Annotated in this window: 24 protein-coding genes; 10 read left to right on the forward strand and 14 right to left on the reverse strand. The window is 57.9% G+C overall.

Annotated elements, in window-relative coordinates:
• Positions 1-122: 122 nt before the first annotated feature.
• Positions 123-545: a universal stress protein gene (locus ACFQND_RS05245; protein WP_371437729.1), complete on the forward strand. Its 423-nt coding sequence runs from the start codon at positions 123-125 to the stop codon at positions 543-545.
• Positions 546-559: 14 nt separating this feature from the next.
• Here ACFQND_RS05245 and ACFQND_RS05250 read toward each other — a convergent pair whose 3' ends face one another.
• From ACFQND_RS05250 to ACFQND_RS05270, 5 genes are all read right to left on the reverse strand, one after another.
• Positions 560-1,420: an alpha/beta hydrolase gene (locus tag ACFQND_RS05250; protein ID WP_371437728.1), complete on the reverse strand. Its 861-nt coding sequence runs from the start codon at positions 1,418-1,420 to the stop codon at positions 560-562.
• Positions 1,344-3,059 carry a wax ester/triacylglycerol synthase family O-acyltransferase gene (locus ACFQND_RS05255; protein WP_371437727.1) on the reverse strand — a complete coding sequence of 572 codons (1,716 nt, stop codon included), beginning with the start codon at positions 3,057-3,059 and terminating at the stop codon, positions 1,344-1,346. Before ACFQND_RS05255 ends, ACFQND_RS05250 begins: the two co-directional genes overlap by 77 nt.
• Positions 3,060-3,133: 74 nt before the next feature.
• Positions 3,134-3,919 carry a hypothetical protein gene (locus ACFQND_RS05260; RefSeq protein WP_371437726.1) on the reverse strand — a complete coding sequence of 262 codons (786 nt, stop codon included), beginning with the start codon at positions 3,917-3,919 and terminating at the stop codon, positions 3,134-3,136.
• A gap of 203 nt (positions 3,920-4,122) precedes the next feature.
• Entirely contained in the window at positions 4,123-4,722 is a 600-nt protein-coding gene (locus tag ACFQND_RS05265) for an outer membrane beta-barrel protein (protein WP_371437725.1), read from the reverse strand.
• A 176-nt stretch (positions 4,723-4,898) separates the two neighbouring features.
• Complete coding sequence (locus ACFQND_RS05270) at positions 4,899-6,224, reverse strand: GNAT family N-acetyltransferase (RefSeq protein WP_371437724.1); 1,326 nt, start codon at positions 6,222-6,224, stop codon at positions 4,899-4,901.
• A 19-nt stretch (positions 6,225-6,243) separates the two neighbouring features.
• Here ACFQND_RS05270 and ACFQND_RS05275 point away from each other — a divergent pair, with 19 nt between their 5' ends.
• Both ACFQND_RS05275 and ACFQND_RS05280 read left to right on the forward strand, forming a co-directional pair.
• Entirely contained in the window at positions 6,244-7,932 is a 1,689-nt protein-coding gene (locus ACFQND_RS05275) for an NAD+ synthase (protein WP_371437723.1), read from the forward strand.
• Between the two features lie 157 nt (positions 7,933-8,089).
• Positions 8,090-8,428 carry a P-II family nitrogen regulator gene (locus tag ACFQND_RS05280; RefSeq protein ID WP_371437722.1) on the forward strand — a complete coding sequence of 113 codons (339 nt, stop codon included), beginning with the start codon at positions 8,090-8,092 and terminating at the stop codon, positions 8,426-8,428.
• Between the two features lie 39 nt (positions 8,429-8,467).
• On the opposite strand, the gene ACFQND_RS05285 is transcribed toward ACFQND_RS05280, so the two are convergent.
• The 6 genes from ACFQND_RS05285 to ACFQND_RS05310 all read right to left on the reverse strand — a co-directional run bounded on the left by ACFQND_RS05285 (position 8,468) and on the right by ACFQND_RS05310 (position 11,969).
• Positions 8,468-9,079, reverse strand: coding sequence for an LOG family protein (locus ACFQND_RS05285; RefSeq protein WP_371437721.1), 612 nt, complete (start codon positions 9,077-9,079; stop codon positions 8,468-8,470).
• Entirely contained in the window at positions 9,076-9,528 is a 453-nt protein-coding gene (locus ACFQND_RS05290) for a diacylglycerol kinase (protein WP_371437720.1), read from the reverse strand. The genes ACFQND_RS05285 and ACFQND_RS05290 overlap by 4 nt, the downstream gene beginning before the upstream one ends.
• A gap of 37 nt (positions 9,529-9,565) precedes the next feature.
• Positions 9,566-10,114 (reverse strand): RDD family protein, encoded by a 549-nt coding sequence (locus ACFQND_RS05295; RefSeq protein ID WP_371437719.1) that lies wholly within the window; start codon positions 10,112-10,114, stop codon positions 9,566-9,568.
• 89 nt (positions 10,115-10,203) lie between these two features.
• The gene (locus tag ACFQND_RS05300) at positions 10,204-10,695 is read right to left on the reverse strand and encodes a DUF3106 domain-containing protein (protein WP_371437718.1); all 492 of its coding nucleotides are present in this window, start codon (positions 10,693-10,695) and stop codon (positions 10,204-10,206) included.
• Between the two features lie 282 nt (positions 10,696-10,977).
• The gene (locus tag ACFQND_RS05305) at positions 10,978-11,406 is read right to left on the reverse strand and encodes a DUF3619 family protein (protein WP_371437717.1); all 429 of its coding nucleotides are present in this window, start codon (positions 11,404-11,406) and stop codon (positions 10,978-10,980) included.
• Positions 11,403-11,969, reverse strand: coding sequence for an RNA polymerase sigma factor (locus ACFQND_RS05310; RefSeq protein ID WP_371437716.1), 567 nt, complete (start codon positions 11,967-11,969; stop codon positions 11,403-11,405). The genes ACFQND_RS05305 and ACFQND_RS05310 overlap by 4 nt, the downstream gene beginning before the upstream one ends.
• A gap of 279 nt (positions 11,970-12,248) precedes the next feature.
• Here ACFQND_RS05310 and ACFQND_RS05315 point away from each other — a divergent pair, with 279 nt between their 5' ends.
• From ACFQND_RS05315 to pbpG, 7 genes are all read left to right on the forward strand, one after another.
• On the forward strand, positions 12,249-14,039 hold the full coding sequence (locus ACFQND_RS05315) for an acetolactate synthase 3 catalytic subunit (protein ID WP_371437715.1): 1,791 nt from the start codon (positions 12,249-12,251) through the stop codon (positions 14,037-14,039).
• A gap of 104 nt (positions 14,040-14,143) precedes the next feature.
• Positions 14,144-14,635 carry an acetolactate synthase small subunit gene (gene ilvN, locus ACFQND_RS05320; RefSeq protein ID WP_371437714.1) on the forward strand — a complete coding sequence of 164 codons (492 nt, stop codon included), beginning with the start codon at positions 14,144-14,146 and terminating at the stop codon, positions 14,633-14,635.
• Between the two features lie 46 nt (positions 14,636-14,681).
• Positions 14,682-15,698, forward strand: coding sequence for a ketol-acid reductoisomerase (gene ilvC, locus ACFQND_RS05325; protein ID WP_377412531.1), 1,017 nt, complete (start codon positions 14,682-14,684; stop codon positions 15,696-15,698).
• A gap of 207 nt (positions 15,699-15,905) precedes the next feature.
• Positions 15,906-16,718, forward strand: coding sequence for a CDP-diacylglycerol--serine O-phosphatidyltransferase (gene pssA, locus ACFQND_RS05330; protein ID WP_371436261.1), 813 nt, complete (start codon positions 15,906-15,908; stop codon positions 16,716-16,718).
• A 173-nt stretch (positions 16,719-16,891) separates the two neighbouring features.
• Positions 16,892-18,607, forward strand: a complete 1,716-nt coding sequence (gene leuA, locus ACFQND_RS05335; RefSeq protein WP_371436260.1) for a 2-isopropylmalate synthase — start codon at positions 16,892-16,894, stop codon at positions 18,605-18,607.
• Positions 18,592-20,130 carry a 2-isopropylmalate synthase gene (locus ACFQND_RS05340; protein WP_371436259.1) on the forward strand — a complete coding sequence of 513 codons (1,539 nt, stop codon included), beginning with the start codon at positions 18,592-18,594 and terminating at the stop codon, positions 20,128-20,130. The genes leuA and ACFQND_RS05340 overlap by 16 nt, the downstream gene beginning before the upstream one ends.
• Positions 20,131-20,334: 204 nt before the next feature.
• The gene (gene pbpG / locus ACFQND_RS05345; RefSeq protein ID WP_371436258.1) at positions 20,335-21,405 is read left to right on the forward strand and encodes a D-alanyl-D-alanine endopeptidase; all 1,071 of its coding nucleotides are present in this window, start codon (positions 20,335-20,337) and stop codon (positions 21,403-21,405) included.
• A 76-nt stretch (positions 21,406-21,481) separates the two neighbouring features.
• On the opposite strand, the gene ACFQND_RS05350 is transcribed toward pbpG, so the two are convergent.
• The 3 genes from ACFQND_RS05350 to aat all read right to left on the reverse strand — a co-directional run bounded on the left by ACFQND_RS05350 (position 21,482) and on the right by aat (position 23,871).
• A complete protein-coding gene (locus ACFQND_RS05350) occupies positions 21,482-22,261 on the reverse strand; it encodes an IclR family transcriptional regulator (protein WP_371436257.1) in 780 nt (259 codons plus the stop codon).
• Positions 22,262-22,336: 75 nt separating this feature from the next.
• A complete protein-coding gene (locus ACFQND_RS05355) occupies positions 22,337-23,107 on the reverse strand; it encodes an arginyltransferase (protein ID WP_371436256.1) in 771 nt (256 codons plus the stop codon).
• Positions 23,104-23,871 (reverse strand): leucyl/phenylalanyl-tRNA--protein transferase, encoded by a 768-nt coding sequence (gene aat / locus ACFQND_RS05360; RefSeq protein WP_371436255.1) that lies wholly within the window; start codon positions 23,869-23,871, stop codon positions 23,104-23,106. Before aat ends, ACFQND_RS05355 begins: the two co-directional genes overlap by 4 nt.
• Positions 23,872-23,998 lie beyond the last annotated feature (127 nt).

Here is a 23,998-nt window from a genome sequence, read left to right on the forward strand (position 1 = left end):
ATATCCGGCGCTGGTGCGTGATGCTGATGGTGAGTTACAAGTTTGCGGGCATATTGATTTGCATCAACATGCATTGCACAGCCCCAAGTACACTGGATCGATTTACTCATTGAGGGCGCATCATGAAAATTCTTCTTGCGGTTGACGGTAGCGAATACACAAAAAAAATGTTGGCCTACCTTGCCACGCATGATGAGCTGTTCGCTGTAAACAACCAGTACACCGTGCTGACCGTTCAACCGTCCTTGCCGCCGCGCGTGCGCGGTGCTGTGGGCAAGGCTGTCGTGGAGAAGTATTTTTCCGAAGAAGCCGAAAAGGTGTTGGCACCTGTCACCAAATTCCTGTTGCGCCACGGCATTGATGCCAAAAGCAGCTGGAAAGTGGGGTCCGTCGGGGAGACCATCGCCAAGGCTGCTCAAGCCGGAAAATTTGACCTGCTGGTACTGGGCTCCCACGGCCATGGCGCGCTGGTCAATCTGGTCATGGGTTCGGTGGCAACCCAGGTGCTGGCAAATTGCCGCATGCCGGTGCTGATAGTACGCTGATTGTCTGCATCACCCTAGCGGGTGAAGGTGTTGGCTGGTTTGGGGAATATCAGCCCGTGCACACCTGATTTTCGCTCAAAAGGTTGCCAGCCGCCCTCGGGCTGGGCCAGGCGGTCAGCCACGGCCCACCACGCGCAGGGGTTCACGCCCAGGCCGATATGGCTCGCCAGTACTTCAATGTTTTCGGTATCGGGGTTGCTTGTGTCGGGGGCCTGGATGCTTGCCTGCCAGGCGACCACGCCATCGGTCCGTGAATAAATGCTGGTGGTTGGCATGGACGGTGCTGCGGGCAGGTCGTATTTTTCCGCTTCCTTTTCAATACTTCGGCCGCTGGTCAGCTCATAAATGCGCCAGGCATTGGTGGCTTTATGCGAGCCCGCAAACGGCGTGCCCAATGTGATAACAGTGCGCACCATATGCGGCAATTCCTTGGCCAGCTCACGCGCATAGACACCGCCCAGGCTCCAGCCAATCAGGCTCACCTTGCGGCCAGTGCTTTCAAAGGTGCGCACCAGTTTGTTCCTGGCTTCATCAAGTACGCCTGCGCGTGGGCCAAAGTTAAAACCCTGCTCCCAACCCCAAGGTTTGTAGTTGATCGACTGCAGGTAGTGCCGCAAGGGCACGGTGGACGCGTCGTTGGCCGACAGACCAGGAAATACCATCACGGCATGGCCATCGCCTTTGGGCGCACGCGCCAGTAGCGGCCAGGAAGGCAGCAGAGCGCCAAACTCCCAGAACGCCCGCAACTCCAGCGCCAGCAGCCAGGCGCTGGGTGGTTGGTCGTGGGGCGCAGGCGCGTTACCTGGCGACGGTTTTGCGCTTGACTGTTTTTGCTGCGGATTTTTCGGATGCTGTTTTGAGGACTGGCCTGCCATGGTTTGGGGCATTGGTTTTTTTTGATGTATTTGGCTTGCTGACAGTATCGGGGCGCTTGCCGGTTTTTACAGGGGCATGTTTCGCATGGCTGGCTGCTTTTGTTTTCTTTGTGACCGGAGATAACGTGGTTTTTCGGGCTTTCGCTGGCGCAGCCTGTGTTGTCGCTGCAGGCAAGGCCATCAAGGTTTGCGCTTCCCTGAACGCCGCCTCAATGGCTTTTGCCAGATCGCTGGCATGCGGCAGTGCCTTTTTGTCTGCAACGATGCCGAAGTCAACGTGACCTGCATAAGTCTGGATGGTGATGTTCAGTGCCAGCCCGTGCATGATGATGGACAGCGGGTGAAAGCTTAAAAACTGCGCGCCCGCAAGGTACAAAGGCACCGGTGTACCGGGCACGTTGGAAATGGCCAGGTTGGCCACCATGGGCAGGCGGCTTGCCATGCCGCTTTTGCCGTAGGCATTCAATGCCATTTTGGCCGCGCCGCCCACCAGCCACGGTGCCAGCAGTGAAGGGTAGTCGGTGGGCAGCAAGCCTTTGAGGCTCTGCATGGAGGTCTTGACCTTGGCGGTGGACGCCATGATGGCATTCATGCGCTTGAGGGGATGCGCCAGGTGGGTGCCCAGTTCCACCAGGCTCATGCTGACTTGGTTGCCCAGGTTGCTGGCGTCTGTGGCACCGGCTTCACGCAGCGACACCGGCATGGCCGCAACAAGTGATTTTTTCGGCAGGCTGTGGTGTTGGCTGAGGTAGTTGCGCAAAGCTGTCGAGCAGATCCACAGCACGATGTCGTTGAACGAGCCGCCCACCGCCTTGCCCATGGCCTTGCACTCAGCCAGCGGGACGGTGGCCGTTACGAACACTCGGCCTGTAGTGATACCGGCATTAAAAGGTGTTTGCGGCGCCAGCTTCATGGGCATCTTGGCCTTGACGCCCGTGCCGGAGCTTGCCATGGACTGTTTGGCCAGTGTGCTGCCGAAGGTGGTGGCCGCGGAGGGCAGTGATTTTGCTGCCTTGACCAGTTGGCCCAGCGAACTCGAAAACACCGAACCTATCATCTTGCCGAGCTTGAGGTCCGATTCCAGCTTGCGGCGCCGGCCCGGGTCGGGTGGTGCTACCTCGCGCGGCACCGGGCCCATGTCAAGCAGGGCATTGGCCAGCATCACGCCACCCTTGCCGTCCAGCGCCGCATGGTGGATTTTTGAGAAAAAACCACCGACGATGCGGCCGCCCTGGGCCTCGGGCAGCTTGATGCGGTCAAACACATAAAACTCCCACAGCGGGAAGTTGCGGTCAATGAGTTCACCATGCAACTGCGCACAAAGCCGCTGCGCCTCTGCCAGCGTCATGGCGGCCGCTCCCTTTTTGGCGGTGTCTGCACGGCGTATGTGAAAGTTGATGTCGACGGAGTCGGCCTCCACCCACAGCGGGTGTCCCAGGTCCAATGGCATGAACACCAGCTTGTGGCTGAATACCGGTGCCAGGTGCATGCGTTTGGCCAGGTGTTTTGTCACCTCCTTGTGAAAGCTGCCCTTGAAGCCGGCGGGCAGCTCGCACAGGTTGAAGGAGCCCACATGCATGGGCATTTCGGGCGTTTCGAGGTAGAGGAAGGTGGCGTCCAGACCGGTCAGTGATTTCATTGTTGTTGTCTCCGGACTTGACCTTAACCCAGCGCTGGCGCTTCCGGCATTAGGGTTTGCCGTGGAGGGCGGCGTCAGGCACCGGGTGGCATGTCGTCGCAACCGAGCAACCCCTGCTCGTCTTCGAGCAAACCGGCAACTGGCGTTGCCTTGGCCAGCGCCATCCAGACGCCGAAAGGCAAGGCCTGGCGCTTGCGCCGTGGCGCGGCCCGTAACACAACAAACCGATCTTCCTGCATCAGCATCACGCCGCATTCAGGCGGAATCTCATCGGCGCTGCCTATGGGCTTGCCTTTGGCATCGCAGCCAAGCACATACCAGCATTCGCCCCCAAGGTCGAGGTAGGCAGCCCTTTTCTCGGGGCGCCGCAAGTCGCCCAGCAGGTCGGAACGATGTACTTTGATCTCGTGCACGACGGGGTCCACGTATTCCTGCACCGAGGTATTGCGGATCGAAAATACATCCGGCTTTGCCATGCACCAGCGCAGCGGCCCGGCTTCTTCTGCCGGCGGCAACTGGGCCCTGAGCGCCAGCCCTCGCCATGTGACGCGGCCGGCACGCACCATTTCTCGGGCAACGTGTTCGACCAACGCTTCGTGTTTGGTTCGGGTAGAGCGGTTGCGTTGCAGCGTATCTGCGAGATGGGTAATACCCGAATCGCTTACACGCAGGCTAATGTGTCCTTCAGGGCTGGTGATTCGTTGTAGCAATCCGGCTGCCAATAGTTCGATTTCAAGCAAATCCTGGCAAGGCCATCCGGCGGAGCGGTAGATCTCGCGCAGGCGGCGCGCGTGGGGGCGGCCGAGCGGGAAAGGCGGTGAGCTTGCAGCGGCGATGGAAATATCAGCAGTGGAGAGCATTAAATGTGATTTTGCCTGTGAACGCCTGAAAACCTGCCTCCAAGGCAGCGTTTCCAGTCGTCAAGTGGCTTAGGCCAATGATGGTGGGCTCCGAAGGAGCTATCAAAGAAGAAGCGCTTGCCTAATGGATTGAAAGGGGCCCACAGTTCCGGGACGAAAAAAAGCCGGGCAAGCCCGGCTTTTTGGAGCAGATCAACCGCCGATCAGAATGCGTATTGCAGATTGAGGGACGTGTTGTTCAACCGGGTGGAACCCGTGTTGCCAATGTTGCCACCGCCGGTGAATTTGCCGAAATCTTCGTATTCAAGGCGAACAGCCAGACGCGGGGTGATGCTGTAGGAAACGCCAATGCCAACCAGCAAATCGCTCTTGTTTTGGCTGCTGAAGCTGAAAGGGGCTGTAGCGCTGCCATTGGCGCGGTTCGCCGAAATGCCCAGCTTGCCGATCAACGCGAAGCTTTGACCGATAGGCAGAGTGCCTGTGCCGGCGATGCTGAACTGGGATGCGCGGTAATTACCGCTGCCGGCTGCTGCACCGGTGGTGGAGTTGGTGATCAGGACAGCACGATTGCCCAGATCGGAATACTGGGCTTCAAGACCCCAGTTGGGTGTGAACTGGAAACCGCCATAAATTTTGGCGGAGCCTTTGTTGGAGTTGCCACCAGAGACAGTGAAACCACCGGAGGTGCCGTCAGCATTGTTAGCGCGCGACGAACCGATACCAAAGCCGATATAACCTTGCGCGAATGCAGTGCTGGCCATAAACGTAGATGCCAGAGCGGCGACGACGAAGAGTTTTTTCATTGGATGCTTTCTTGTTGCAGGAGTTAAATTGGTGCGTTTATTGTGACATCGCAAGCGGAAAGGGTGCGAAATTAAGGTTGAAGACGGAGGCAATTTGCAGATTTACAACGTAAATTGGGGTGCGATGCCTTTTGAATGCCACTTCATGGTGCGTGCGCACAAGCTGAAAATCAGTATCACATCGCCGCTTTGAAAGGGCTGCGCCGGTTTAGGTCTTCCATGTAATTGTCGATGCCGGTGCCCTCCCGCAGAAGAAAGCGCTCCACAGCATCGGAGAATGTGGGATGGGCCAGCCAGTGGGCACTGGTGGTTTTAACCGGCAGCAGGGCGCGCGCCATTTTGTGCTCACCCTGTGCCCCGCCTTCAAAGCGCTGGTAGCCGTGTTCTATGCACCAGGCCAGCGGCTGGTAATAGCAGGCTTCAAAATGAAGGCAGTCAACGCGGGCGAGGGCGCCCCAGTAGCGGCCATAGGCGGTAAGGCCGTTCCTTTTATCATTCATGGCTGTAGCCGAGTCAGGTTGAGTGCTAATAGCTATCAAACTTGTAGCAATTGGCTGGCGTTCACCGCCGGCGGCGGTGTGCTCGGCCACAAACAGCAGCCAGTTCTCGGGCATGGTGTCCTGCATGCGCTGGAAGAAGTCCCGGCTCAGGTAGGGGGCGTTGCCGTGTTCGTAATACGTACGTTCGTAGCACCGGTAGAAAAAGTCCCAGTCGGTGTTACTGATGTCTTTGCCCAGCGACCATCGGAAGGTAATTCCCGCCTCGGCAACCTTGCGGCGTTCCTGGCGGATTTTCTTGCGTTTTTCCTGGCTGAGCGACATCAGGAAGTCGTCGAAGTCGCGGTAGCCGGGTGAGTACTCCATTCGCCCTGAGTTTGTCGAAGGGTCTGCCGCTGCAGGACTGGCTTCGAGAGGCTCAGCCCGAACGGGATTGGCTATAGCGGTTAGGGGGCTTTTGTTCTGCCAATGAAACTGCACGGTATGGCGTAGCAGCATCCCCGCCTCTTCACACGCGGCCACATCGTCATCACTTGCAAACAGCAGATGCAGCGATGAGAGTTTTTCTTCCCCGCACCAGGCCAGCAGGGCTTGGACCAGCAGGAGGCGCTCCTGCGCGCTGCGTGCCAGCAGGCGAGCACCGGGCACGGGGGTGAAGGGGGTGGCGACCACTGCTTTGGGGTAATAGTCCAGGCCATGCTGCTGGTAGGCATTGGCCCAGGCCCAGTCAAAGACATATTCGCCGTAAGAGTGCGTCTTTAAATACAGTGCGCAGGCTGCAGCCAGTGTGTTGCCTTCCCAGAGCGTGACAAAACGCGGCGTCCAGCCGGTCTCGGGCGTGGCGCTGCCGCTTTGGTGCATGGCCGCCAGGTACTCATGGCGCATGAAGGGGTTGATTGTGCCATCCGGGCTCTGCGCTGCGAGCAGCTCGTTCCAGTCGCTGCCATTGACCTCCAGCGGTGAGTCCAGCACGCGGATGACATAATCGTTTGACTTGTTTTTCACGTATTTTCCGGAGTATTCGTTGTCACTCAAAATCTGTGTTGCCCAATTGAACTACTGCGTGGGCGACATGCCGGGCAACGCGCAAAAAATCATCGAAGCCGCCCGCACAGCCTACGCTGATGGCGCCCGGCTGGTGTTGACGCCCGAGCTGGCGATTTGCGGCTATGCGGCCGAAGACCTGTTTTTGCGCCCGTCGTTTATCCAAGCCTGCGATGATGCCGTGAATCTGGTGGCCCGTGCGCTGGCCGGGTTAAAGGGCCTGACGGTGGTGGTCGGCACGCCTACCCATGGCGACAGCGGGCTGGGCCTGCGGACCAAAAGCGTTGAAGTGCCGCAGCGTCACAACGCCGCCAGGGTGCTGCGTGAAGGCCGCATCATAGAAACCTATGCCAAGCGCGAATTGCCGAATTACCAGGTGTTTGACGAACGCCGTTATTTCACGCCGGGGCAGGGCACTTGCGTGTTCCAGGCAGGTGATGGTGACGAGGCCATCAGCATCGGCCTGCTGATTTGTGAGGACGCCTGGTTCGAAGAGCCCGCACGGCTGGCCAGGGAGTCGGGTGCGGAGCTTCTGGTGGTGATCAACGCCTCGCCTTTTCACGTGGGCAAGGGAGGGGAACGTGAGCAGATGATGCGCAGCCGGGCGCAAGCCACCGGTTTGCCGATTATCTATGCGCATCTGGTGGGCGGGCAGGACGAAATCGTGTTTGAGGGCCACTCGTTTGCATTGCAGGCCGACGGCGCACTGGCCGGCAGGGCCGAGAGTTTTAAGGAAAATCTGTTCACGGTCCAGGCGGAGCGCGCGCAGCAAGCTATTAAATTAATAGCTAATGTGGTGCCGGAACGCAGCCATGAAGCTGATTTGTGGGACGCGCTGGTGCTGGGCGTACGTGATTATTTGGGGAAAAACGGCTTTCCCGGGGCGATTCTGGGCTTGTCGGGCGGCATTGACTCGGCCCTGGTGCTGGCAATTGCCGTGGATGCGCTTGGCGCCGACAAGGTGCGCACGGTGATGATGCCGTCGCCCTATACGGCCGATATTTCGTGGATAGATGCACAGGAGATGGCTACGCGGATGAAAGTGCGGTATGACGAGATATCCATCATTCCCGAGTTTGAGGCGTTCAAGGCTTCTCTGGCCGGCGAGTTCAAGGGCTTGAAGGAGGATACGACCGAAGAAAACATCCAGGCGCGGATTCGCGGGGTGTTTCTGATGGCGCTGAGCAACAAATTCGGCTCCATCGTGCTGACGACCGGCAACAAGAGCGAGATGGCCACGGGTTACTGCACGCTTTATGGCGACATGGCGGGTGGCTTTGCCGTGATCAAGGACCTGCTTAAAATGACAGTCTTCAAGCTGGCGCGCTGGCGCAACGAGAATGACCCGTACGGCACTGGTAGCCAGCCGATTCCGGAGCGCATCATCACCCGGCCTCCGAGCGCCGAGCTGCGCCCGGACCAGACCGACCAGGACAGCCTGCCGCCGTATGAAGTGCTGGACGCGATCCTCGAGCGCTACATGGAAAACGACCAGAGCATAGACAGCATCGTCGCGGCAGGGTTCGATGCCGCCGTGGTTGAACGTGTCACGCGGCTCATCAAGATTAACGAGTACAAGCGCCGCCAGGCCCCGGTGGGTATCCGGGTAACCCACCGGAGTTTTGGCAAGGATTGGCGCTACCCCATTACCAGTAAATTTCGCGCCTGAGCATGTTGCTCCCAGGCTTTTCACTTCGTGTAATGCGCTGCCCCCGAGGGCGCTGGTCTTGCTTGGGGCGGCCGTCGGCCCTTACTTTCCCCGGGCCGCTCCTCGGCCATGCGCGCGTTATGCCCGACAATAATTGACAACCAACGGAGATATCCCAGTGAAATTAATTACCGCCATCCTCAAGCCCTTCAAGCTCGAAGAAGTCCGCGAAGCCCTGGCTGAATGTGGGGTGACCGGCCTGACCGTGACCGAGGTCAAGGGCTTTGGCCGCCAGAAGGGGCACACCGAGCTTTACCGTGGCGCCGAGTATGTCGTTGACTTTTTGCCCAAGGTCAAGGTCGAAGTCGTGGTGAAAACCGACGATGTTGACCGATGCGTGGACGCCATTGTTCGCGCCGCACGCACCGGCAAGATTGGTGACGGCAAGATATTTATCACCAGCGTTGAACGCACGGTACGCATCCGCACCGGCGAAGAAGACGAAGCCGCCGTCTGATCAGCCCGTTAGGGGCTGGACTTTGTTTGGGGCGGCGGTCTAGATCTGGTCCAGCCGTGTGCTCTGGGGTGACATGCCCGCAGCCTGCACCAGTGCTTCCAGCAAGGGCTCGGCCTCGCCGCCCGTGCGGATCAGGTCCATCAGCCATTCGTTCATGAAACCGTCCTTAACCGACGAGCTTAAAAATGCGAGCAGGTTGTCGTAATACCCGCCCATATTGAGCAGGCCCACGGGTTTGTCGTGGTAGCCAAGCTGGCGCCAGGTCCATGCTTCAAAAAACTCTTCCAGCGTGCCTATGCCGCCGGGCAGGGCCAAAAATGCATCGGCGTGCTCGGCCATGATGCGTTTGCGCTCATGCATGGTCTCGACGACGTGCAGTTCTGTGCATCCGTTGTGGGCCCATTCCTTTTCGACCAGGGCCTTGGGGATCACGCCGATCACAAGTCCGCCGGCTGCCAGCGTTGCATCGGCCAGGATGCCCATGAGCCCGTTGCGGCCACCGCCATAAACGAGCTGACCCTTGTTCCTGCCAATCCAGTTGCCCACCTGCTGCGCTACACGTGCAAATTCTGGTTCGTTGCCGGAGCGTGAGCCGCAGTAGACGCAGACCGAAAAAGCGGCTTTTGTAGTCACGGAATTATTGAGATTCATATCGAAAACCTTTGAAAGAGCGCCAGCGCCCAGGTGCCTGCACAGAGCAGAAGACTGAGCAGCACGGCGGCGCTGCCCATGTCCTTGGCCCGTTTGGACAAGTCGTGCCATTCCGGGCCGATGCGGTCGATGGCCGTTTCAATCCCGGTATTGAGCAGTTCCACAATCATGATGAGGATGACCGTGCCGGCAAGCAAAACGACTTCAACCCAGCTGCGGCCGAGCCAGAAAGCTGCGGGAACCAGCACCATGGAGGCTACGGCCTCCTGCCGAAAAGCGGTTTCGAACCAGCCTGCGCGCAAACCCGCGAGGGAGTAACCAAAGGCGTGCCAGACGCGGCTCAGGCCTTTGCGGTGTTTTTGGGGGTTGACTGGCGGTTGCCGGTGCAAAAGAGGGGTGGGGGCCGGTGTGGCGTCGCTTGAAGCTGGAAAAGAGGCTGGATCGGGCATGGCTGCTATTGTGGCGCCGCTTTGTGGCACCTTCGTGTTACTGCCGGCTGCCAATGGCGGTCTTGTTCTTTGCGGCCATCCGCGCTGCGCGCTTTGGGCTTTCAGGTGCGACCCAGGTTACCAGCCGGGTGCCTGCCCAGGCATCATGCCAAAACTGCTTTTGTGGGTGAAAGCGCGCCAAAATAGCCCAAATCGCGACCCAACCCAGGGTGAGGACGGCGCCCTCCATGCCCGGCAAACCGAGCAGCCAGCTGAGTCCGAGCGGAGGCAAAAACCAGAGCCAGCTCAGTACATACCGTAGCAAGGCGCGTTGCTGGGAGATCAGGGTGCCATGGACATCCACCACTCGGATGTTCCATGTTTTCATGGCCAGAGTCTGGCCTTTGGCCCAAAACCATACGAAGTAAATGCCAAAAACGACAAAAACAAAGGCCTGGAGGGCATGTCGATTGTCCAGCGCATTGCGCGTCTGGCTCAAGGTACTGAAGAGGTAACCGGTGATAAACACCACACCGAACATCAGCAAACCTTCATAAACCCAGCAGGCCATGCGCCTTGGGATGGACGGAATTTTATCGATTTTCACTATTGGTTTCGTAGCGTTTGATCGCTACCGGCTGGGCATGCGGCAAGTTTTTGGACTACCACCCCAGATTACCCTGCCGGGCCGGATGCTCAGTGCTGGGGTGGGGTGGGGGCAGCGGTTTCAGGGGCCACGTCTCCGGCAGGGTGCTGGGTGGTGGCTACCGGTGCTATTTTAGGCGCAGGTTTGGACTCCGGCTTGGTGCCATGGGGAGGCACTGCCGCCAGTTTTTGCGGAGAAACTGGTTTGACGGCGAGCGCTGCACCGACTGGCCTTGTCGTCGCCCTGGCTGCCAGTTTTTGCTTTTCTTCTGGGCTCAGGGCCTGGTAGGTCTGCCACTTGGCCTTTTTCTCTTCAGGCGTCAATTGCCTGGACAGCTCTTTGGTCTTCGCAAAGTTAAGCCGGGCCTGGGCGCGTTGCTGTGGACTCAAGGCAACCCATTCGTTCATGCGGCTGTGCATGGTGGCCTGGCCTTCAGGCGGCAAGGAGTGGTAGTTTTTGGAGATCTCCAGCCATTTGCGCTTCTGGGCTTCGCTGATGGTGTTCCAGTTCGAAGCCAGCGGCTGTAGCGTTTGCTGCTGCATGGGCGTGAGCTCAGTCCACAAGGGCTTCGAGGAACTGGCTGGTTTGCTTGCCTTGCTGCTTGCTGTTGCACTGGCTGGTGGAACCGGTTTGCCTGCCTGGGCGTAACCAGTAGCAGGAAAAACCAACAGGCAACTCAACGCCAGCCCAAGGGATACAAGCTGCAACCCTGAAACCCAGGGGCCTGACGCCTGGCGCATCAATTGAATTGGATGGCGAAAAGGCGATTTGGCATTAAAAGAGGCTGCTGGCGCGGTCATTTGGGCAAACTGGCTGGACAAGCTTTAGCGCGTGGCCTTGAGGAACTGGACAAACCCAGGGTCTGCGAATGCGGCAGGCGGTAATTCATCGGTCAGCAAGGCTGCATCAACTTCGGCCACTTCCTGGGCGCGGTTGTCGTTTTGAATCGAATTGATGGCCAACAGGCCCACAACCAATGCCACCAGTGGCACCACGGAGCCAATGCGCGCCCACCAGTTCAGGCCATCATCAGAACCCCAGGTCATTGCAGCACTGCCGCCAGCGTTAACCACGCTGCCGGCTGTCTGGGTCTTTGCGATCTTGCGGCTGGCAACAGCCTGTACACGGGCCGCACGAAGGCGTTCGGAGATGTCGTAAGGCAGGTCTACCGTAGCGGCGGACAGGTAGGAGGTAGCCTTCAGGGCGAAGCGGTCCTGCAGGACCTCTGCTCGGTTTTGTAGTGAATTAGTCATAATTTGATACCTTTGGCCTTCAGGGCTTTACTGAGGGCAAGCACTGCACGCGAGCAATGAGTTTTGACACTGCCTTCCGAGCAACCCATGGCGGCGGCTGTTTCGGCCACGTCCATCTCCTCCCAGTAACGCATCAGAAACGCTTCCCGTTGACGCCCGGGCAGCTGTTTTACTTCTTCCTCTATTTCGCGCAGTATTTGTGCCCGTTCAGTCGCATCCTGGGCGCTTTCTGTTCCCTCGGAGTCGGTTTGGGCCTCCAAAGTTTCCAAAAGGTCAAAATCTCCGTCCTCGCCCGCTGACTCGAAGTCGCTCATGTTGGAGAAAAGGGCGTTTCGGGTCTTGCGGCGGCGAAACCAGTCCAGCGTGGTGTTGGACAGGATCCTCTGGAACAGCATGGGCAACTCTGACGCAGGTTTGTCTCCATAGCTGTGCGCCAGCTTCATCATGCTGTCCTGGACAATATCAAGAGCAGCTTCTTCGTCCCGGACGTGGTAAATGCTTCGCTTGAAAGCCCGTTTTTCAACGTTTTTCAGGAAGTCAGAAAGTTCTTGTTCAGTTGCCAACGGTGTGGGTTTCCGGTTTGTCCAGCGCTGTAATTATTGTTTGACTTGGTCAAAATTATCGCATCGCAACTGCCATGAGTCGCCGTATTTGACTACGGTGCAGTCATTGAGCAACACGAAATGCCATAATATGGCTTGCAATTCAAAAGGCAAACGGGTCATGACTCGGCGGATTATGTTTCTGCTTATGGTTTTGGCCTCAAGTCTCGACGCTGCTTCACAAGGGCCAGCGAAGAGGCACCCAAGGTATTTCGTTAGAGAAATTCACAAAGGTTCATCATGGAAATCTCCAAGGCGGAAATCGCTTCCGCAGCAGCAGCGTCTGCAAATTCAAATCCGGCTGCAAACTCCCAGGATCTCCGGGGCGCAGAAATTCTCGTGAAATCGCTCCAGGCCGAGGGTGTCAAGTACATCTGGGGTTATCCGGGCGGTGCAGTTCTGCATATTTACGACGCCTTCTACAAGCAGGACTCCATTCAGCACGTTCTGGTGCGCCATGAGCAGGCCGCAGTACATGCCGCTGATGGTTATGCGCGGGCGACAGGTGATGTCGGTGTGGCACTTGTGACCTCCGGACCGGGTGTGACCAATGCTATTACGGGTATTGCCACTGCTTACATGGACAGCATCCCCATGGTCATCATCACCGGCCAGGTGCCGGTTGCGGCCATCGGTCTCGATGCATTCCAGGAGTGCGATACCGTCGGCATCACACGCCCCATCGTCAAGCACAACTTCCTTGTCAAGGATGTGCGCGATATGGCTGAGACCCTGAAAAAGGCGTTTCACATTGCCCGTACCGGACGTCCCGGCCCGGTCGTGGTCGACATTCCGAAGGACGTGTCTTTCAACAAGACGGCCTATGACGGCTATCCGCAGACCGTTGAGATGCGTTCCTACAACCCTGTGCGCAAGGGGCACGGCGGGCAAATCCGCAAGGCACTGCAGCTTTTGCTGGCCGCAAAACGTCCCTACATCTACACAGGCGGCGGCGTCTTGTTGAGCAACGCCTCGCAGGAATTGCGCACGCTGGTGGACATGCTGGGTTACCCCTGCACCAATACATTGATGGGCCTGGGTGCCTACCCGGCCAGCGACAAAAAATTCCTCGGCATGCTGGGCATGCACGGCACCGTTGAAGCCAATAACGCGATGCAGAATTGCGATGTGCTGCTGGCCGTCGGCGCGCGTTTTGATGACCGGGTGATTGGCAACCCCAAGCATTTTGCGCAAAACGAACGCAAGATCATTCACATCGATATCGATCCATCGAGCATATCCAAGCGCGTCAAGGTTGATATTCCGATTGTGGGTGATGTCAAGGATGTACTGACCGAACTGATCAGCATGATCAAGGAGTCCGGCCTCAAGCCCGACGCTGACGCGCTGGGCGGCTGGTGGAACACGATTGACGGCTGGCGCAAGCGCGATTGCATGAAATACAGCATGGGCAAGGGCGACGTCATCAAGCCGCAGTACGTGGTTGAGACCCTCTGGAACATGACCAAGGACGCTGACACCTACATCACGTCCGATGTGGGCCAGCACCAGATGTGGGCTGCGCAGTATTACAAGTTTGACGAACCGCGTCGCTGGATCAATTCCGGTGGCCTTGGCACCATGGGCGTGGGCATCCCCTATGCGATGGGTATCAAGCTGGCCAAACCCGATGCCGAGGTGTTCACCATCACGGGCGAGGGCTCGGTGCAGATGAACATCCAGGAGCTCTCAACCTGCCTGCAATACAACACGCCGATCAAGATCTGCTCGCTGAACAACCGTTACCTTGGCATGGTGCGCCAGTGGCAGGAAATCGACTACGAAGGCCGCTATAGCAGCAGTTACATGGACGCCTTGCCCAATTTCGTGAAGCTGGCTGAAGCCTACGGCCATGTCGGCATGTTGATTGAAAAGCCGCAGGATGTGGAACCCGCGCTGCGCGAAGCACGCAAGCTGAAAGATCGCACGGTGTTCATGGACTTCCGTACCGATCCGACAGAAAACGTGTTCCCCATGGTCAAGGCCGGCAAAGGCATCACCGAAATGTTGCTCGGGTCTGAAGACCTCTGAGCCGCGCTTACCCCATTCATTAACCGTCACCTGACGAATCTATTGTCTGCCGAGCCTGCGCATTACCGTGCGCAGGGGAGGGCAGCGAAAAGAGGAATCTTCTTATGAAACATATCATTGCAGTTTTGCTGGAAAACGAGCCGGGTGCTCTTTCCCGCGTTGTCGGCCTGTTCTCTGCCCGTGGCTACAACATCGAGAGCCTGACCGTCGCCCCGACCGAAGACCCGACCCTGTCGCGCATGACCATTCAAACAAGTGGTTCGGACGATGTCATTGAACAAATCACCAAACATCTGAACCGGCTAATTGAGGTCGTGAAGGTGGTCGACCTGACTGAAGGCGCCTATACCGAACGCGAACTCATGATGGTCAAGGTGCGTGCTGTCGGCAAGGAGCGCGAAGAGATGAAGCGCATGGCTGATATATTCCGCGGGCGGATTATTGATGTGACCGAAAAAAGTTACACCATTGAACTCACCGGAGATCAGTCTAAAAATGACGCATTTCTGGAGGCGATCGACCGCAGCGCCATCCTGGAAACGGTGCGAACCGGCTCCAGCGGGATTGGCCGTGGCGAGCGAATTTTGAGAGTTTGAAATTTCCTGGCTGTTTTATTTATTTGTGATTATTTAGGAGCGAGAGATGAAAGTTTATTACGACAAAGACTGCGACCTGAGCCTGATCAAGGGCAAAACGGTGGCCATTATTGGTTACGGCAGCCAGGGCCACGCCCATGCACAAAACCTGAACGACAGCGGCGTCAAGGTCGTGGTCGGCCTGCGCAAGGGCGGCGCGTCGTGGGACAAGGTCGGCAAGGCCGGCCTGAACGTGCTGGAAGTGAACGACGCGGTCAAGGCCGCCGACGTGGTCATGATCCTGTTGCCCGATGAAGACATCGCAGGCGTGTACAAGAACAATGTCGAGCCGAACATCAAGCAGGGCGCTTCGCTCGCTTTTGCCCACGGCTTCAACGTTCATTACAACCAGGTCGTGCCACGTGCCGACCTTGACGTCTGGATGGTTGCTCCCAAGGCGCCTGGCCACACTGTTCGCAACACCTACACCCAGGGTGGCGGCGTGCCTCACCTTGTGGCGATCCACCAGGACAAGAGCGGCAAGGCCCGTGACCTGGCATTGAGCTACGCTATGGCCAATGGCGGCGGCAAGGCCGGCATCATTGAAACCAACTTCAAGGAAGAAACCGAGACCGACCTGTTCGGCGAGCAGGCCGTATTGTGCGGTGGCGCGGTCGAACTCATCAAGATGGGTTACGAGACGCTGGTGGAAGCCGGCTATGCCCCTGAAATGGCGTACTTCGAATGCCTGCACGAGCTCAAGCTGATCGTCGACCTGATCTATGAGGGCGGCATTGCCAACATGAACTACTCGATCTCCAACAATGCGGAGTACGGTGAGTACGTGACGGGCCCTGAAGTCATCAATGCTCAGTCGCGCGAAGCCATGCGTGCTGCCCTCAAGCGCATCCAGACCGGTGAATACGCCAAGATGTTCATCCTGGAAGGCCGTACCGGCTACCCAAGCATGACCGCGCGCCGCCGTCTGACGGCTGAGCACTCCATCGAGAAGGTCGGCGGCCAGCTGCGTGCGATGATGCCGTGGATTGCCAAGAACAAGCTGGTTGACCAGACCCGCAACTGATCTTTTTGATCGCTCAGGCCTTGTCCTGCAGGAAGCCGCGCAAAACTCTTGCGCGGCTTTTTTAATTTCCCGTTCAAACTGGTCTTTCCGGTTTTTTCTTGCAAGGACCGGCGCCATGATTTGGTATCCTCAGCCATTCACAAACTTTGCAAGCTATTGATTTGATAGCTGCTTGCGCACAGCAGTTGTGCCCCAGGAGTATTTTTTATGCATGATGGCGAAGAAACCGCTTCAACCTCCGAAGAGGTCGTGGTGCGCAAGCGCCGTAAAGGCATTTACATATTGCCCAACCTGTTCACGCTGGCGGCATTGTTTGGCGGTTTTTACGCCATCGTCATGGCCATGAACGGCCGTTTTGACCAGGCAGCCGTGGGTGTTTTTTGCGCCATGGTGCTGGACAGCCTGGACGGCCGCATCGCCCGCATGACCAACACGCAGAGTGCTTTTGGCGAGCAGATGGATTCGCTGTCCGATATGGTTTCTTTCGGCGCGGCGCCGGCCCTTATTGCCTACATATGGGCGCTGACCAGCCTGGGCCGCTGGGGCTGGATAGGAGCCTTTGTTTACTGCGCCTGCGCGGCTTTGCGGCTGGCCCGCTTCAACGTGAATACGGCGGTGGTGGACAAGCGGTTTTTTCAGGGCTTGCCGTCGCCCGCAGCTGCCGCACTGGTGGCCGGGTTTATCTGGTTGATGACGGATGCCGGCATCAGCGGCGTGGAGGTGCGGTGGGTGACTTTTGCGTTGATGTTGTACGCCGGGCTCACCATGGTGACCAATGTGCCGTTTTACAGCTTCAAGGATGTCAGCATGAAACGCAGCGTTCCTTTTGCGGTCATTGTACTGATTGCCCTTGGCATTGCCGTGATCAACATTCACCCGCCCACTGTGATGTTCGGCCTTTTTGTGATCTACGGTTTTTCGGGTTATATCGTATATGGCTGGCGCAAAGCCAAGGGCCTGCAGACCAGCGTGATCTCGACGTCGACCGACGAGCCGGACGAGCGCGGCCTTCACAAATAAACTGTGCTACCATAATTGCATGAAAAATATTTCGCTAGCGCTACTGCTATTCGCCAACGGGCGGAGACGGTAGCGCACGCGTTCACCAGATTCAACGGCCCGTTTGCACCAGCAGCGGGCCGTTTTTCTTTGGGCTGCTGGTTTATTCCAACTCTCCAACTGAGAAACTGATCATGTTGAAACAACCTGCGAGCAAATACCCTTCGTTCAAGCCCATCGGCTTGCGCGACCGGACATGGCCAGATGCGGTCCTGACCAAGGCGCCGATCTGGCTGAGCACTGATCTGCGCGATGGAAACCAGGCGCTTATCGAGCCCATGGACATCGCACGCAAGCTGCGCATGTTTGAGACGCTGGTGAGGATCGGTTTCAAGGAAATCGAGGTCGGGTTTCCTTCGGCTTCGCAGGTGGAGTTCGATTTTGTGCGCAAGCTCATCGACGAGAACCTGATTCCCGACGACGTGAGCATCCAGGTCCTGACCCATGCCCGCGAGCCCCTGATTGAGCGCACTTTTGAAGCCATGAAGGGCGCGCGCAGCGTCATCATGCACATGGTCAATCCGATTGCCCCCATCATGCGGCGCGTTGTACTGGGCCTGAGTGAAGACGGCATCATCGAACTGGTGCAGCGCAATGCGCAATTGTTCATAGACCTCGCTGCGCAACAGCCACAAACACAGTGGATGTTTGAGTACTCGCCGGAAATGTTCTCCGATACCGAGCTGGCTTTTTCCAAACGCGTGGTGGATGCCGTGACCGAGGTGTGGCAGGCCCGCCCGGAGCAAAAATGCATCATCAACCTGCCAACGACGGTTGAGCATTCCACGCCGAACATCTTTGCCGACATGATCGAATGGATGCACCGCCATATCGAGCGGCGCGATGGCGTGATCCTGTCCGTGCACCCACACAATGACCGGGGCACAGGGACAGCGGCGGCAGAGCTGGCCCTGATGGCCGGCGCGGACCGGCTGGAAGGCTGTTTGTTCGGCAACGGTGAGCGCACCGGCAACCTCGACCTCGTCAATGTTGCGCTCAACCTCTATACGCAGGGTGTGTACCCTGAACTCGATTTCTCCGACATCGACGAGATCCGCCGTACGGTCGAGCACTGCAACCAGTTGCCCGTGCACCCCCGCCATCCTTATGTGGGTGACCTGGTTTACACCTCGTTCTCGGGTTCGCACCAGGATGCCATCAAGAAGGCCTTTGCCGCGCGCAAGGACGGCGATGTCTGGGACATGCCTTACCTGCCGCTGGACCCCAAGGACCTCGGCCGCAGCTACGAAGCCGTGATACGGGTGAACAGCCAGTCCGGCAAGGGCGGCATTTCTTACCTGCTGGAGAGCGAATACGGACTGGAGCTTCCGCGCCGCCTGCAGATTGAATTCAGCCAGGTCGTGCAATCGGTGATGGATGCCACGGGCAAGGAACTGACCGCAAAAGACCTTTACGAACTGTTCGAGCGGGAATACGCTGTACGTGATGTCGCGTCTCCGCAGCACCAGGTGCTGGAGGATGCCAAAAAGACGGGCGGCAAAGAGGTCACGCTCACCGCAGACGTGGTCATGGCAGGACGCAGCTTCAGTATTCGCGGCGCGGGCACAGGGCCTATTGATGCTTTCGTGGAAGGCATGAGCCTGGCGACCGGCGAAGCAGTGCGTGTGCTTGATTACCATGAACACGCGATTGGTTCCGGTGCCCATGTCCAGGCGGTGGCTTACCTCGAATTGCGCGTGGGCCAACAGACCGTTTTTGGTGTGGGCATGGATGCAAATATTGTCTCGGCCTCACTCAAGGCTATTATTTCGGGCTTGCAGCGTGCGCAGCCGACAGAAAAAACCAAAACAAACCCCTTTGAAAAGGAACTCACATGTCAGACAAACTGATCATTTTTGACACCACCTTGCGTGACGGCGAGCAGTCGCCGGGCGCCTCCATGACGCGGGATGAAAAGCTGCGTATTGCACGCCAGCTCGAGCGCCTGAAGGTGGATGTGATTGAGGCCGGTTTTGCGGCGAGTTCCAATGGCGACTTTGAATGCGTTAAAGCCATCGCCGAGGTCATCAAGGACTCCACCGTGTGCTCGCTGGCCCGTGCCAATGACCGCGACATTTCCCGTGCGGCCGAGGCCCTGAAGCCTGCCAAATCTTCGCGCCTGCACCTGTTCCTGGCGACCAGCCCGCTGCATATGGAAAAGAAGCTGCGCATGACGCCGGACCAGGTGTTCGAGCAGGCCAAGCTCTCTGTGCGTTTTGCGCGCAACCTCATGGGCGAGATCGAGTTCAGCCCTGAAGACGGCTACCGCTCCGATCCCGACTTTTTGTGCCGGGTGCTTGAAGCGGTGATTACCGAAGGCGCCACCACCATCAACGTGCCGGATACCGTGGGTTACGCGATTCCCGAGCTGTACGGCCACTTCATCAAGGACCTGCGCGAGCGTATTCCCAATAGCGACAAGGCGATCTGGTCCGTGCACTGCCACAACGACCTCGGCATGGCGGTCGCCAACTCGCTTGCCGGCGTCAAAATCGGCGGTGCGCGGCAGGTGGAATGCACCATCAACGGCCTGGGCGAGCGCGCCGGCAACTGCTCGCTCGAAGAAATCGTCATGGCAGTCAAGACACGCAAGGACTATTTCAAGCTCGATCTGGGCATTGACACCAAACACATCCTTGCGACCAGCCGCATGGTCAGCCAGACCACCGGTTTTGTGGTCCAGCCCAACAAGGCCGTGGTGGGTGCCAATGCGTTTGCCCATGCTTCGGGCATACACCAGGACGGCGTGCTCAAGGCGCGTGACACCTACGAGATCATGCGCGCCGAAGACGTGGGCTGGAGTGCCAACAAGATCGTGCTGGGCAAGCTCAGCGGCCGCAATGCCTTCAAGCAGCGTTTGCAGGAGCTTGGTGTCACGGTGGAAAGCGAAACCGACATCAATAACGCGTTTATCAAGTTCAAGGACCTCGCGGACCGCAAGAGCGAGATTTTTGATGAAGACATTCTTGCCTTGATGAGCGACGAAAGCATCAGCCACGACAATGAGCAATACAGTTTTGTCTCCCTGTCCCAGCACAGCGAAACCGGTGAGCGCCCTCAGGCGAGCGTCGTGTTCACGGTGCATGGCAAGGAAGTCAAGGGCGAATCGGACGGCAACGGCCCCGTGGACGCATCCCTCAAAGCCATTGAGTCGCACGTCAAAAGCGGTGCCGAGATGGTGCTCTATTCCGTGAACGCCATCAGCGGTTCAACGGAGAGCCAGGGAGAAGTGACGGTGCGCCTGCAAAACAGCGGGCGTGTGGTCAATGGCGTGGGCTCGGACCCGGACATTGTGGTGGCGTCGGCCAAGGCCTACCTGAGCGCGTTGAACAAACTTCAAAGTAAAGCTGACAGGGTTGCTGCGCAGGGTTGAAATCTAGGGTCATTGAAATAGTTGTTTGTATTCAATGACTTAGAGAATTTTTTTAGTGCGACTTGTGATTTGAGCCATTAAAACAGCCTCAACTAAGTGTGTTTTTAGGAAAGTCATGCAAGCTTTTGATATTGCATGACTTTTTCTATTTGTATACACTCCCGGACATGCTTTTAATTGCCATCCCAAGCAGGACACACCACCATGTCTAATCAGATTTTCAATCGCGCATTAAAAATCATTGGGTTTTTGGCCTTGTTTACAGCCCTCGCGGTGCCGGTTGCGAGTTCTGCGGCCACCAAGCGCAGCACGGCAAAAAAACAGCAAATTACAAAAGTTTCTTCTTCGAAGTCGAAGAAGGCGGTCGCAACGCGCAAAAGTGTCCGGATTGCAGCGGTTGCCAAACGCAAAAGCATTATTCGCGTAGCAGCCGTTCCAGCCAAACCGTCATTCGGTGAAATGGCCGGCCTGCACAGCGCCCAGGACCCGCTCGACCTGAAGTCCAGCGTCGCACTGGTGATTGACCAGGACACGCGCGAAGTCCTGTTCCGCAAAAACGACCAGGCCGTGTTGCCCATCGCATCCCTGACCAAACTGATGACCGGCGTGATCATCAGCGGCGCCAAGCTGCCCATGGACGAAATGATCACCGTGACGCAGGATGACGTTGACACTGAAAAGCACAGCAGTTCCAGGCTCAGGGTCGGCACCTCGCTGACACGCGGCGAATTGCTGCACCTGGCACTGATGTCCAGCGAAAACCGCGCAGCGCACGCCCTGGGACGTACTTATCCGGGCGGCATGCCGACCTTTGTCAATCTCATGAACGCCAAGGCAAAACTGCTGGGCATGAACGACACCAGCTACGCGGAGCCGACCGGCCTGTCCAGTCGCAACCAGTCCAGTGCACAGGACCTGGCGACCCTGGTCAACGCCGCGCATAGCGACCCCTTGCTGCGCGAACTGACAACATCGACGGGCTACCAGGTTGCCGTGGGCAAGCGCACGCTGCAGTACAACAACACCAACCGCCTGGTCAAAAATCCTGAGTGGGATATCGGCCTGCAAAAAACCGGCTACATCTCGGAAGCAGGTCAGTGCCTTGTGATGCAGACCAAGATTGCCGGGCGCAAGCTCATCATGGTGTTTCTTGATTCCGCCGGCAAGCTGAGCCGCCTCGGTGATGCCGAGCGCGTGCGCCGCTGGGTTGAGGCCAACCCTGTGATTGATCGCAAGGTGAATGTGGGCGTCTCCGCCAAACAGATTAACGGTTGATCAGGCCCCGCTAAACGGCCGCCAACTGTTTGGGCCAGCAAGTTAAATAAAAAAACCGGGCTTGGGGCCCGTTTTTTTATTTGGGTTTGTACCCCAGTGCCGTTGAAATCTCATTGGCCGTGGCCTGGAGTTTGGGCAGCCAGTGCTCATCCAGCCGGTCTGCCGGCGCTGAAATCGACAGGCCCGCCACCAGGTTGTTCTGGTCGTCGTAAATGCCTGCAGCCATGCAACGCACGCCTAACTCAAGCTCTTCATTGTCGCGAGCGATGCCGTATTGCCGCGCCTTGGAGAGCTCACGCTCCAGCACCGGAAGCTGGGTAATGCTGTTTTTGGTCTGGCCCGACAGGCCCGTGCGTGTGGCATAGGTGCGCAAACGCTGGGGGTCGTCAAAAGCCAGGAAAAGTTTGCCCACAGAGGTCAGGTGCAGCGGCGCACGGCCGCCGATGGCACGTACCACCTGCATGCCCGAGCGCTCGCTGAAAGCGCGCTCCACATAAATGATTTCGTCACCCTGGCGCATGCTCAGGTTGACGGGTTGCTGGGTCAGTTTGTGCAGCTCGCGCATGGGCGCAAGCGCTGCATCGCGCACATTCAGGCGGGCCTTGACGAGGTTGCCAAGCTCCAGCAGGCGCATGCCGAGCCGGTAGTTGCCTGCTACCGGTCGGTCCACAAAACGGCCCGTGGCCAGGTCGTTGAGGATGCGGTGGGCGGTGGAAGGGTGCAGCCCGGATTTCTCGCTGATTTCTTTCAGCGACATGGCCTCTTCACGGTTGGCCAGGATCTCGAGCAAGGTAAACATCCGTTCAATAACCTGAACGGTGGGCGTTGCGGGAATCGCGCTATCGGGCTTTTTCATGATGCATGACTTTCTGCATCAAATTTTACACTGTGAAATTGCGATGCACTTGCTGATGTTTTTGCAAAAATGGCCTCAACCGGGTTGCTCGGCGCCTTTGGGGATGGTTGTTGTGGATGGCTGCCACTCGCCGTTGACCCGTATCTCGTTGGGCCTGAACCCGGCCTTGTAGTTCATCTTCGGGCTCCCGGCAATCCAGTAGCCCAAATACACATAAGGCAGTTCCAGTCGCCTGGCCTGCTCGATTTGCCACAGCACGCCGTAGTTGCCGTAACTGGCGCGGGCATCCGGTTCGTAAAAGGTGTAGACCGCAGAAATACCGTCCTCCAACACGTCAAGAATCGACACCATCTTGAGCGCACCCGCCTCACCATTGGGCATGTTCTCGCGGAACTCCACGAGGCGCGAGTTGACCCGGCTTTGCAGCAGGAACTGTGTGTACTGGTCAATGCTGTCGTGGTCCATGCCGCCACCCGCGTGGCGGCCGTTCTGGTAGCGCAGGTAGAGCTGGTAATGCTCGGGCATGAAACACAGCTTGAGCACGCGCGCATGCAGCGTGTGGTGCCGGCTCCAGGCGCGGCGCTGGCTGCGGTCGGCCTTGAAGTCCTTGACGGGAACACGTAGCGGCACACAAGCCTGGCAGCCATCGCAATAAGGCCGGTAGGTAAACATGCCGCTGCGCCGGAAACCGTTGGTCACCAGGTCCGAATACGCATCGTTGTGAATGAGGTGGCTGGGCGTTGCGACCTGCGAGCGGGCCTGCTTGCCCGGCAGGTAACTGCAGGGGTAGGGCGCTGTTGCATAAAACTGCAGGGTTTGCAGCGGCAGGTCTTTGAGGTGCGTCACGGTAGGTCTGTCATTCCCGTCGTCAGAAGCTGATTCCAGTATACGGGTTTGAAGTGCCAGGCGGGCGCTGCCCTGTCCACGCTCCGGCCGAGGTGGGCAACAAACTCCGGCCGGCTGATTTCACCGGCGCCCAGCGAAGCCAGGTGCTGCGTGTTCTGCTGGCAGTCAATCATGGTGATGCCGCTGGCCCGGCAGAAGGCGACCAGCGCTGACAGCGCGATTTTTGATGCATCGGTTTGATGCGCAAACATCGATTCACCAAACACCATGCTGCCCAGGTTGATGCAATAAAGGCCTCCTGCCAGTTCACCGTTGACCCAGGTCTCCACGCTGTGTGCATGGCCGGCCTTGTGCAGGGCTATGTAGGCCTTCACCATGGACGGCAATATCCAGGTACCAGGCTGGCCCGCTCGCGGCTTGTGGGCGCAAGCATTGATGACATCGGCAAAGGCAGAGTCAAACCTGATTTCGCAGCTTGGGTCGCCTGCAAAATGCTTGATGCTTTTGCGCAGCGACCTGTGCAGCTTGAAGTTTTTTACCTGCAGCACCATGCGCGGGTCCGGGCTCCACCACAGTACAGGCTGGCCTTCGCTGAACCAGGGGAAAATCCCCTGTGAATAAGCTTGGACCAGCGTGCTCACATCCAGCACAGCGCCCGCCGCCAGCAGGCCAGGGGCCGGGTCTTCATGCCCCCAGGCATCGCCCAGCGGGGGGAAGTTTTCCCCGGCTTCAAGCCAGGGCAAGGACGGCGCGTGTTTTGCCATGACCTGTTAACTTCAGCCGCGCGGATGCGGAAAATGTTTTGGAGTCGGGCGTATCGCGTCTTGCATGGGCCGATGGTAGCCGAGCCGGTTTTGGCACATCGCCAATCGTGCATAAAAGTTGTTCGAT

This window comes from Polaromonas aquatica (assembly GCF_042659145.1).
Taxonomy (GTDB): Bacteria; Pseudomonadota; Gammaproteobacteria; order Burkholderiales; family Burkholderiaceae_C; genus Polaromonas; species Polaromonas aquatica.